This window comes from Ruegeria sp. MALMAid1280, assembly GCF_049195285.1.
GTDB lineage: Bacteria > Pseudomonadota > Alphaproteobacteria > Rhodobacterales > Rhodobacteraceae > Ruegeria.
Genome location: NZ_JBMIRT010000055.1, coordinates 174,792 through 184,619, shown reverse-complemented (window position 1 = coordinate 184,619; position 9,828 = coordinate 174,792). Strand labels below are relative to the sequence as shown.

At 59.9% G+C, this 9,828-nt stretch carries 11 protein-coding genes; 7 read left to right on the top strand and 4 right to left on the bottom strand.

Going from position 1 to position 9,828, the window contains the following annotated elements; genetic code table 11:
- The 3 genes from ACOQFT_RS15415 to ACOQFT_RS15405 form a co-directional block, all read right to left on the bottom strand.
- The coding region (locus ACOQFT_RS15415) for a GTP-binding protein (protein WP_421596894.1) at nucleotides 1–294 on the bottom strand (294 nt) is incomplete at its 3' end.
- Nucleotides 295–408: 114 nt separating this feature from the next.
- A complete protein-coding gene (locus tag ACOQFT_RS15410; RefSeq protein ID WP_421598769.1) occupies nucleotides 409–1,002 on the bottom strand; it encodes a hypothetical protein in 594 nt (197 codons plus the stop codon).
- Nucleotides 1,003–1,100: 98 nt separating this feature from the next.
- Nucleotides 1,101–3,449 carry a DNA topoisomerase IV subunit A gene (locus ACOQFT_RS15405; RefSeq protein WP_421598768.1) on the bottom strand — a complete coding sequence of 783 codons (2,349 nt, stop codon included), beginning with the start codon at nucleotides 3,447–3,449 and terminating at the stop codon, nucleotides 1,101–1,103.
- Between the two features lie 200 nt (nucleotides 3,450–3,649).
- Between ACOQFT_RS15405 and ACOQFT_RS15400 the strand changes: the two genes are divergently transcribed.
- From ACOQFT_RS15400 to ACOQFT_RS15375, 6 genes are all read left to right on the top strand, one after another.
- Complete coding sequence (locus ACOQFT_RS15400) at nucleotides 3,650–4,258, top strand: SH3 domain-containing protein (RefSeq protein WP_421598767.1); 609 nt, start codon at nucleotides 3,650–3,652, stop codon at nucleotides 4,256–4,258.
- Between the two features lie 69 nt (nucleotides 4,259–4,327).
- Entirely contained in the window at nucleotides 4,328–5,155 is an 828-nt protein-coding gene (locus ACOQFT_RS15395; RefSeq protein ID WP_421598766.1) for an SDR family NAD(P)-dependent oxidoreductase, read from the top strand.
- Between the two features lie 80 nt (nucleotides 5,156–5,235).
- Nucleotides 5,236–5,439 (top strand): twin transmembrane helix small protein, encoded by a 204-nt coding sequence (locus tag ACOQFT_RS15390; RefSeq protein WP_170333664.1) that lies wholly within the window; start codon nucleotides 5,236–5,238, stop codon nucleotides 5,437–5,439.
- Nucleotides 5,440–6,012, top strand: coding sequence for a cob(I)yrinic acid a,c-diamide adenosyltransferase (locus ACOQFT_RS15385; protein ID WP_421598765.1), 573 nt, complete (start codon nucleotides 5,440–5,442; stop codon nucleotides 6,010–6,012).
- Nucleotides 6,013–6,174: 162 nt separating this feature from the next.
- Nucleotides 6,175–6,933 (top strand): electron transfer flavoprotein subunit beta/FixA family protein, encoded by a 759-nt coding sequence (locus ACOQFT_RS15380; protein WP_421598764.1) that lies wholly within the window; start codon nucleotides 6,175–6,177, stop codon nucleotides 6,931–6,933.
- Complete coding sequence (locus ACOQFT_RS15375) at nucleotides 6,933–7,862, top strand: electron transfer flavoprotein subunit alpha/FixB family protein (protein WP_421598763.1); 930 nt, start codon at nucleotides 6,933–6,935, stop codon at nucleotides 7,860–7,862. Before ACOQFT_RS15380 ends, ACOQFT_RS15375 begins: the two co-directional genes overlap by 1 nt.
- Before the next feature lie 61 nt (nucleotides 7,863–7,923).
- On the opposite strand, the gene ACOQFT_RS15370 is transcribed toward ACOQFT_RS15375, so the two are convergent.
- Nucleotides 7,924–8,733, bottom strand: a complete 810-nt coding sequence (locus tag ACOQFT_RS15370; protein ID WP_421598762.1) for a DUF6473 family protein — start codon at nucleotides 8,731–8,733, stop codon at nucleotides 7,924–7,926.
- Between the two features lie 163 nt (nucleotides 8,734–8,896).
- Here ACOQFT_RS15370 and ACOQFT_RS15365 point away from each other — a divergent pair, with 163 nt between their 5' ends.
- A complete protein-coding gene (locus ACOQFT_RS15365; protein ID WP_421598761.1) occupies nucleotides 8,897–9,772 on the top strand; it encodes a 3-hydroxybutyryl-CoA dehydrogenase in 876 nt (291 codons plus the stop codon).
- The last annotated feature ends 56 nt before the right edge of the window (nucleotides 9,773–9,828 follow it).

The window sequence follows — 9,828 nt, the reverse complement described above, 5'->3', positions numbered from 1 at the left end:
GATCGCGCCGTCCATCTGCGCGGCACCGGTGATCATGTTCTTGACGTAGTCGGCGTGGCCGGGGCAGTCAACATGCGCATAGTGGCGGTTGTCGGTCTCGTATTCCACGTGGGCGGTCGAGATGGTGATGCCGCGCGCTTTTTCTTCCGGCGCACCGTCGATTTGGTCATACGCTTTGAAGTCACCAAAATACTTGGTGATCGCTGCGGTCAGCGTGGTTTTACCATGGTCAACGTGGCCAATCGTGCCGATGTTGACGTGCGGTTTTGTACGCTCAAACTTTTCCTTTGCCATTCCTCAGGCGCCCTTTATGCGATTTGGGGGACCCTTGGTCCCGTGGTTACATCTGCGCGCGCGAGATATTTGGTTCAAAGGGGAAAATCAAGCACATCCTACATTAAAACCCGTTTAGGATGCCGGATTTTGCGTCACCACGTCGGATTCCAGCGGTTGGATCAGGTCCGGGCGCCGATCGAACCAGCCGTTCTCTTCATGTTCTTCGGCCAACCACTCTTCGACCCGGTCAGCGACTTTCAGGGCCAGACCACTCATTTGTTCCTCTTTGGTGCGCTCGTGACCCGATCCTTTCAGGGCGCTGCCACCGGTCGTATCTTCGAGAACCTGGAACTGCTTCCCCTTGGCAAGGAACTCTTTTTCCTTCACGTCGTAGACATTGACCAGAACGATGGCCGTGCTTTTGGGGTTGTATATCACCGGGATGCCCGGAGGAGCCAGCATATAGCCTTCGAGACTGATGCCGATGTCGTATTCTTGTGCGCCCTCGTAACGGCCAAGTCGGATATCAACTGCATTCTGAATGGCCTCGGTCCATTCATCCGGTGTGGCATCACGGGACACGGGCCCCTGAACCGCCTTGTCGGCAAACGCATAGTTGACCCTTAGCTTGAACTCGCCCAGCGACTCAGGTTCTTCGTAAACCTGTGTCTGTGTGCAAGCGCCCATCAGGGCCAGTCCGGTGATCAAGGTCAAAATGCGCAACATGGTTTCTTCCCGATAGGCCTGTTTTGCTTTGATCTAGCGCACCGATACGGCCTGTGCCAAGCCGTATCGGCGGAATTCTACCTGAGGCGCGTGTGCGATCACGAGAATTTATAGTCGCGCGGGAAGCCGTAGGGCGGCTTTTTCCCAACGCTGGCGCGCTTGGCCAGCCACTGAGTCATGTCGGCCTCATGCCGGGTTTTGTCGCCGCCCATGGACCATTTCAGACCCTCTTCCCAGTTGAAGGTCGTCAGGTCCGACAGGCCGCCATCCAGTTCCAGCGTCCCCTGCCGCCCGCGCGCCATGTTGTATTTCTGCAGGCGCACGCCTTTGCCGCGGGTCATCTCGGGCAGTTCCTCGGTCGGGAAGACCAGGAACTTGCCGTTCTGCGATACGACGGCCACGTGGTCGCCCACGACCGGCTTGCAGATCATCGCGGTCTCGTCACCCTTGACGTTCAGCACCTGTTTGCCGTTGCGGGTCTGGGCCAGCACGTCATCCTCGGGCACCATAAAGCCGTTGCCCGCATCCGAGGCCACCAGCAGCTTGCGCCCCGGATTGTGGATCAGAATGTCGATAATCTGCGCCTCGTTCGGCAGGTCGACCATCAGGCGCAGCGGTTCACCCATGCCCCGCCCGCCGGGCAGGTTTGCGGCACTGACCGTGTAGAATCGCCCGTTTGAGGCAAATACCAGCAACCGGTCGGTGGTTTCAGCATGGAAGATGAAACGTGGGCCATCACCATCCTTGAACTTCAGCTCACGCTTCAGGTCGATATGACCGGTCATGGCGCGAATCCAGCCCATCTGGGAACAGACGACCGTGATCGGTTCCTTGTCGATCATCGCCTCAAGCGGCACCTCTTCGACCTGCCCGGCCTCGGCAAACTGGGTGCGCCGCGCACCGCCTTCGTAATCCTTGCCGAAGGTCGTCTTGGTCTCTTTCAACTGCTCGGCAATCCTGGCCCATTGCAGGGCGGGATCGGCAAGCAGGTCCTCGAGATTGGCGCGCTCTTCCATCAACGCATCGCGTTCACGGACCAGCTCCATCTCTTCGAGACGACGCAAGGAGCGCAGGCGCATGTTCAGGATGGCGTCGACCTGAACCTCGGACAGCTCGCCCTCGCCCGGCTTGGGCGAAACATAGTCGGCCTCGCTGGTCGCGCGAACATGGGTAATGCCCCAATCCTCGCGCATCAGCGCGGCTTTGGGGTCATCGTCATAGCGGATGATGTCGATCACACGGTCGAGGTTCAGGAAGGCGACGATAAAGCCTTCCAACACTTCCAAGCGATGATCGATCTTGCCCAAACGGTGACGCGAGCGGCGGATCAGCACCTCTTGCCGATGATCGAGGAAGGCGCGCAGCACCTCCTTCATCGAACAAACCTTGGGCGTCACGCCGTCGATCAGCACGTTCATGTTCAGGCTGAACCGCACCTCAAGGTCCGAGTTGCGATAGAGCATCCCCATCAGCACCTCGGGGTCCACATTCTTGGATCGCGGCTCAAGGATCAGGCGGATGTCGTCCGCTGATTCGTCGCGCACATCGGCGAGGATCGGGATTTTCTTGGTCTGGATCAGTTCCGCGATCTTCTCGATCAGCTTGGATTTCTGAACCTGATAGGGAATCTCGGTAACGATGATCTGCCACTGACCGCGGCCAAGATCCTCGACCTCGTATTTACAGCGCAGGCGGAAGGAGCCGCGACCGGTGCGATAGGCCTGCGCGATATTCTCGGTCGGCTCGACAATGACGCCGCCGGTCGGAAAGTCCGGGCCGGGCACGTAGTTCAGCAGCGCATCATCCCGCGCATCTGGCGTTTTTATCAGATGCAGACAGGCGTCGCACAGTTCGGAAATATTGTGCGGTGGGATGTTCGTCGCCATCCCCACCGCGATACCGCTGGCGCCATTGGCCAGCAGGTTCGGGAACTGCGCGGGCAGCACAATCGGCTCGGTCAGCGTGCCATCATAGTTGTCGCGGAAATCGACGGCGTCTTCGTTCAGACCCTCAAGCAGCGCCTCGGCCACGATGGTCATTCGCGCCTCGGTGTAGCGCGAGGCCGCCGGGTTATCGCCGTCGATATTGCCGAAGTTCCCCTGCCCGTCGACCAGCGGGTAGCGGACGTTGAAATCCTGCGCCAGGCGCGCCATCGCATCATAGATCGCGGCATCCCCATGCGGGTGGTAGTTACCCATCACGTCGCCCGAGATTTTCGCGGACTTCCGGAACCCACCCGTCGCGCTGAGTCGCAGCTCGCGCATCGCATAGAGGATTCGCCGGTGAACCGGCTTCAGACCATCGCGCGCGTCCGGCAAAGCCCGGTGCATGATGGTGGACAGCGCATAGGTCAGATAGCGTTCGCCAATCGCGCGGCGCAGCGGTTCAGCTACCTCGCCCCCGTTCTCGGGGGCCTCCATGTTGGGGTCGTCGATCGTATCGTTCATATATGATGTGATACGCCGCAAGCGCGCCTTGGTAAAGCAAGCAGCGCATATTTTGCTGGGGACAAGTGGCGCTTTTTGCAACAGGGGGAGGCAACCCCCGGATTTCCCCGGTTTTTCGACACCGATCCAGAATTATGTTACCCTTAACGGATTAGACTACTGCCTATTTGTTGTTTCTTACGATTGCCGGGGGATGCGCCATGACGCGCCTTATTGTTATGACTTTCGCTGCACTTGGTTGGTGCTTTTACGTAGTGAGCGGTGGACCGGATTTCGAACCGCGCGGCCTGCGGGCCGAACAACCCGTTCGCATCGCCTCGGCCCCAAGCCCTTCTGTCGCCCCTGCCCGCGCCGAAGAGCTTGTGACCAATGTCGCGGCCCGCATTCCGACAGTGCGCGTACAGCCGGAATCAGCGGTGGACGAGGTGGTCGAGTTCGTGGCTGATGACGCCACCCTCGAATCGTTCTCGACCCTGTCGGTGTTCGAAGACCAGAGCGCCAACATCACGCTGGCCTCGCTTGAGGACGGCGTGGCCGGTCTGAGCCAGTCCACCGACGAGGTTCAGAACGATGTGGCGGAAACGCCCGCCCTCCCCGAGCCGCAAAAGGACATGCGTGAAATCTCGGGCACCCGCGTGAACATGCGCGACGGGCCGGGCACGATCTATCCGATCATCGGCAAGGCCACCATCGGCCAGCAGGTCGAAGTGCTGAGCGAATCCGGCACCGGCTGGCTGCGCCTGCGCGTGTTGCCGCAGCAACAGGTCGGGTGGGTTTCTGCCTCGCTGGTACGAAAAACCCGGAACTGACGTCGTGCCGTCATTGTCCTGACCCGAACCGCGCAATAGCTTAAGCGCAGGTTCAAAGTCAGGAAGATCATGCAAAAGACCATTCTTATCACTGGTTGCTCCTCGGGCATTGGCCTGGACGCGGCCCATGGGATGCGTGCGCGTGGATGGCGGGTGTTTGCATCCTGCCGCCAGCAGCGCGATTGCGACCGTCTGAGGGCGCAGGGATTCGAAAGCCCGCAGATTGATTACACCGACGCAGACAGCATCACCTCGGGCCTGGCCGAGGTTCTGGAGGCCACCGGCGGCACGCTGGACGCACTGTTCAACAACGGCGCGCATGGCTTGCCCGGTGCCGTCGAGGACCTGCCGACAGAAGGTCTGCGCGCGATATTCGAATCCAACTTCTTTGGCTGGCACGAGCTGACCCGACAGGTGATTCCGATCATGCGGGCGCAGGGGCACGGGCGAATCGTTCAGAACTCCTCGGTCCTCGGTTTTGTGGCCTTTCCCTGGCGCGGGGCTTACGTGGCCACGAAATACGCTGTCGAAGGTCTGACGGACACCCTGCGCCTGGAACTGGCCGACACCGACATCAAGGTCATTCTGATCGAACCCGGCCCGATCACCTCGAAAATCCGCGAAAACTCGATCCCGTTTTTCGAACGGTTCATCAACTGGCAGAATTCGGCCCTGCGCGACCGGTACGAGGCGTCCCTGTTGAAAAGACTGTACGAATCCTCGGGGCCCGACCGATTCGAGCTGCCGGCCTCGGCCGTGACCGACAAGCTGGCCCATGCGGTCGGGTCGAAACGTCCCCGCGCAAGGTACTATGTGACGACCCCTACTTATATCGCCGGATGCCTGCGGCGCATCCTGCCGACCCGTACCATCGACCGCATCCTCTCGGACGTCTGAGGTGAAATTAACCGTTCGCTTTTTGGCCCTGTGGGTCTAGATGATAGACCAACGAAACAAGAAACGCGGACGGTGCACCCATGGACCTTTTGATGGTCATTTTGCTGTTGGCCATGGCGGCAGTGGTCGTCGTGCTGGCGATTGGCATCTCAAACTTCGGCAAAAGCGGCAAAAGCGCCGCAATGAAAAGCAACAGGATGATGCAACTGCGCATCCTGTTTCAGTTCATAGCCGTGGTGCTGATCGTGCTCTACGTCTGGCTGCGTGGACAAGGAGCACAGTAAATGGTCGTTTTGAACAAGATTTACACCCGCACTGGTGATGACGGGAAAACGGCGCTTGGCAATGGTGAACGGGTTGCCAAATACTCGGGCCGCGTGGCCGCCTATGGCACCGTTGATGAGTTGAACGCCTTTGTCGGTGTCGCCCGGACCGAGGCCGAGGGCGAGGTCGACGCCGCCTTGTCGCGCATTCAGAATGACCTGTTCGACCTGGGCGCCGACTTCTGCCGCCCCGAAATGGAAAAGGATGCCGAGGCCGACTATCCGCCCCTGCGCGTCGTTGCCTCTCAGATTGACCGGCTCGAGGCTGAAATCGACGCCATGAACGAATCGCTGGAACCGCTGCGCAGTTTCATCCTGCCGGGCGGGTCGCGGTTGGCGGCGCAACTTCATGTGTGCCGAACCGTATCGCGCCGGGCCGAGCGGCTGGCGGTGGAACTGACCAACATGGAACCGGTGAACGAGGTCGCGGTGAAATACCTCAACCGCCTTAGTGACTGGTTCTTCGTGGCCGCCCGCTGCGCCAATGAAAACGGCACGCAGGACGTGCTGTGGGTCCCCGGCGCGAACCGCTAAGTTTCGGGCCGCAGCGTCAAAAAACACGAAACGCGACGTCTCAAACCCATGACGTGACGATTTTGCTCTGTTGCGCGGCGAATTCAGACGTTATTCAAACGTCCGAGAGCATTGGTGGAGTCGCAACGCGGCTTCCCGTTTTTTGTGAGGAGCAAGCGCAAAATGAAGGTACTCGTGCCTGTCAAACGCGTGATTGACTATAATGTGAAGGTTCGCGTCAAGGCGGACGGTAGCGGTGTCGATCTCGCCAATGTCAAAATGTCGATGAACCCGTTCGACGAGATTGCGGTGGAAGAGGCGATCCGCCTGAAAGAAGCAGGCAAGGCTGACGAAGTCGTCGCCGTTTCGATCGGCGTCAAGCAGGCGCAGGAAACCCTGCGGACCGCGCTGGCCATGGGCGCAGACCGTGCGATTCTGGTTGTTGCAACCGATGACGTGCACACCGATATCGAGCCGCTGGCCGTTGCGAAAATCCTGGCCAAAGTGGTCGAGGAAGAGCAGCCGGGCATCGTCCTGGCGGGCAAGCAGTCGATCGACAACGACATGAACGCCACCGGCCAGATGCTGTCGGCCCTGCTGGGCTGGTCGCAAGGCACTTTCGCGTCCGAGCTGGACATCGAAGGCGACGCTGCCAAGATCACCCGTGAGGTTGACGGCGGCCTGCAGACCATCTCGGTCAAAATGCCGACCATCGTGACCGTTGACCTGCGCCTGAACGAGCCGCGCTATGCGTCGCTGCCCAACATCATGAAAGCGAAGAAAAAGCCGCTGGATGAGAAAACCGCCGCCGATTACGGCGTCGACGTTAGCCCTCGTCTGGAGATTGTCAAAACCGAAGAGCCGCCGGCACGTGCCGCCGGTATCGTCGTGGGCTCGGTAGACGAGCTGGTCGAGAAACTTAAAGAAGCGGGGGCTGTGTAATGGCTGTTCTTCTTCTCGCGGAAGTCAACAATGGTGAGCTGTCGCTGGATGCCACCGCCAAGGCCGTCAACGCCGCAAAGGCACTGGGTGACGTGACCGTTCTGGCCGCGGGCGGTTCTGCCGCCGCTGCTGGTGAGGCCGCTGCCAAGATCGACGGTGTGTCCAAGGTTCTGGTTGCCGAAGACGCCTCGCTGGGTCACCGCCTGGCGGAATCGACCGCAGCGCTGATCGTGTCGCTGGCAGATGGGTACGAACACATCGTCGCCCCCGCCACCACCGACGCCAAGAACGTCATGCCGCGCGTGGCCGCGCTGCTGGACGTGATGGTGATCTCGGATGCCTCCGGCGTGGTTGACGGTTCGACCTTCGAGCGCCCGATCTATGCGGGCAATGCGATCCAGACCGTGAAATCCTCCGACGCCAAGAAGGTTGTCACCCTGCGCACCGCCAGCTTTGACGCGGCGGGCGAGGGTGGTTCTGCCCCGGTTGAAACCGTTTCGGTGCCCGGCTCCGAAGATCTGTCGTCCTGGGTCGAGGACAAGGTGGCCGAAAGCGACCGCCCCGAACTGACTTCGGCTGGCGTTGTTGTCTCGGGCGGCCGTGGTGTCGGCTCGGAGGAAGACTTCAAACTGATCGAAACCCTGGCCGACAAGCTGGGCGCCGCTGTTGGCGCGTCGCGCGCGGCGGTCGACTCGGGCTATGCCCCGAACGATTGGCAGGTGGGTCAGACCGGCAAGGTTGTTGCCCCCGATCTGTATGTCGCCGTTGGTATCTCGGGCGCGATCCAGCACCTGGCAGGCATGAAGGACTCGAAAGTCATCGTCGCGATCAACAAGGACGAAGAAGCACCGATTTTCCAGGTCGCCGACTTCGGACTGGTCGCAGACCTGTTCGACGCCGTGCCGGAACTGACCGAGAAACTCGGCTGATCACAGGATCAGGTTTTTCCGCGAAAAACCTTGGAAGGCCCGCCACAATGGCGGGCCTTCTTCAATTCAGGTTCCGAATTGGACCAACCAATGCATCCGCAATGGTCTTATGTGCAGCAGGACCAATCATATGCTCGGCCATCGGCTGTTGCAGGGTACCGAACAGCATATCCTCAAGCTCATCGGATTGACCGGACACATGGGCCGCGACCTCGACACAGTTGGTGATGAGCGGTCGAACGGCTTCCAGCATCTCATCCGTGACAGCGACCGGCACCCTTTGGCTGTCGTTGTCCTGCAAGACGCGAAGGCCCAGCAGAATGATCGGCACCTCAAGCCTGCCCAGCAGATCGCTGACTTTTTGAACCCAGTTACGGCGCAACTCTTCGGCCACAACCTCGAAACGGGCGTCCTTATAGCCTTGCAGCAGGCGCATCAGATGGCACACGAAGTGGACATCGGCAAAGTCCACTTCGGGGTACAGATCGATCAGATCCGGCGTAGGGGCCAGAACCCGGTCATTGCGCCGGGGATGGACGCGGTAGAAGTGATTCGACTGGCTCAGGACACCCGGGGCCTGCAGGATGCACAGCTCTGCCCCGTTCAGCAGAGACAACAGCCCCGCATCACCACAGAGCGCGTCCAGTCCGCAAAACAGACTGCCCAGATTCAGACACCGCCGGTCCAGTCGGTCTTCGAGAATCGCCGCAAAAGGGCGTTCGACAAACCGCCCATACGTCTCATCCCCGCCGACGCAGACCATGTAGGCCGTGTCCAACGACCGTTCCGGCCCGCGAAACCAAAGACGCGATTCTCCGTATTGGCATACGTCATGCCCGGCCCCCGCCGAGCCTGTTTGATGATAGCTCATAACACTCACCCATTTTTCACCCGATTGCCATCTTGCAGCCGCATGTCTTTAGAAAATGCTAATGTGCGCATTTGAAGCAAATTGGATGGGTTCGATCCCCTTGCCGCCCCTACCAATCTGCCGATACTGTCCTTTCAATCCCGAGATACAGAGGCATCAGAAAATGGATGTAAAATCAGTCGGAGTGATTGGCGCGGGCCAGATGGGTAACGGTATCGCCCATGTTCTGGCGCTGGCGGACTATGATGTTCTGCTCACCGATGTGAACCAGGACGCGCTGAACGCTGCCGTAGCGACGATTGAAGGCAATATGGCGCGCCAGGCTTCGCGCGGGAAAATCACGGATGAGGCGATGCAGGCCGCGATGGGGCGGATCAAGACGACGCTGCAGTTGCCGGAACTGGGTCAGACAGATCTGGTGATCGAAGCCGCCACCGAGCGTGAGACGATCAAGCAGGCGATTTTCGAAGACCTGCAGCCGCATCTGCAACCACATACAATTCTGACCTCGAACACCTCGTCGATCTCGATCACACGCCTGGCCAGCCGTACGGACCGGCCGGAAAAGTTCATGGGGTTCCACTTCATGAACCCGGTGCCGGTGATGCAACTGGTCGAACTGATCCGCGGCATAGCCACCGACGAAGAGACATTCGGCACCTGCAAGACGGTGGTGGACCGTCTGGGCAAAACCGCCGCCAGCGCCGAGGATTTCCCCGCCTTTATCGTGAACCGCATCCTGATGCCGATGATCAACGAGGCGGTCTATACCTTGTATGAAGGCGTCGGGAATGTGCAGTCGATCGACCAATCAATGAAGCTGGGCGCGAACCATCCGATGGGGCCGCTGGAACTGGCCGATTTCATCGGGCTGGATACCTGTCTGGCGATCATGAACGTGCTGCACGAAGGGTTGGCCGACACAAAATACCGCCCTTGCCCTCTGCTGACCAAATATGTCGAAGCGGGGTGGTTGGGCCGCAAGACCGAACGTGGGTTCTATGACTACCGGGGCGAGGTTCCGGTTCCGACGCGGTAAAGCAGAGGGGGCCTGCCCCCTCGCCCGGATATCATCCGGGCTCACCCCCGGGATAT

Excerpts from the sequence above, each read along its gene's own strand:
- ACOQFT_RS15410 (WP_421598769.1), bottom strand. The coding sequence starts at position 1,002 with ATGTTGCGCATTTTGACCTTGATCACCGGACTGGCCCTGATGGGCGCT.
- ACOQFT_RS15405 (WP_421598768.1), bottom strand. The coding sequence starts at position 3,449 with ATGAACGATACGATCGACGACCCCAACATGGAGGCCCCCGAGAACGGG.
- ACOQFT_RS15400 (WP_421598767.1), top strand. The coding sequence starts at position 3,650 with ATGACGCGCCTTATTGTTATGACTTTCGCTGCACTTGGTTGGTGCTTT.
- ACOQFT_RS15395 (WP_421598766.1), top strand. The coding sequence starts at position 4,328 with ATGCAAAAGACCATTCTTATCACTGGTTGCTCCTCGGGCATTGGCCTG.
- ACOQFT_RS15390 (WP_170333664.1), top strand. The coding sequence starts at position 5,236 with ATGGACCTTTTGATGGTCATTTTGCTGTTGGCCATGGCGGCAGTGGTC.
- ACOQFT_RS15385 (WP_421598765.1), top strand. The coding sequence starts at position 5,440 with ATGGTCGTTTTGAACAAGATTTACACCCGCACTGGTGATGACGGGAAA.
- ACOQFT_RS15380 (WP_421598764.1), top strand. The coding sequence starts at position 6,175 with ATGAAGGTACTCGTGCCTGTCAAACGCGTGATTGACTATAATGTGAAG.
- ACOQFT_RS15375 (WP_421598763.1), top strand. The coding sequence starts at position 6,933 with ATGGCTGTTCTTCTTCTCGCGGAAGTCAACAATGGTGAGCTGTCGCTG.
- ACOQFT_RS15370 (WP_421598762.1), bottom strand. The coding sequence starts at position 8,733 with ATGAGCTATCATCAAACAGGCTCGGCGGGGGCCGGGCATGACGTATGC.
- ACOQFT_RS15365 (WP_421598761.1), top strand. The coding sequence starts at position 8,897 with ATGGATGTAAAATCAGTCGGAGTGATTGGCGCGGGCCAGATGGGTAAC.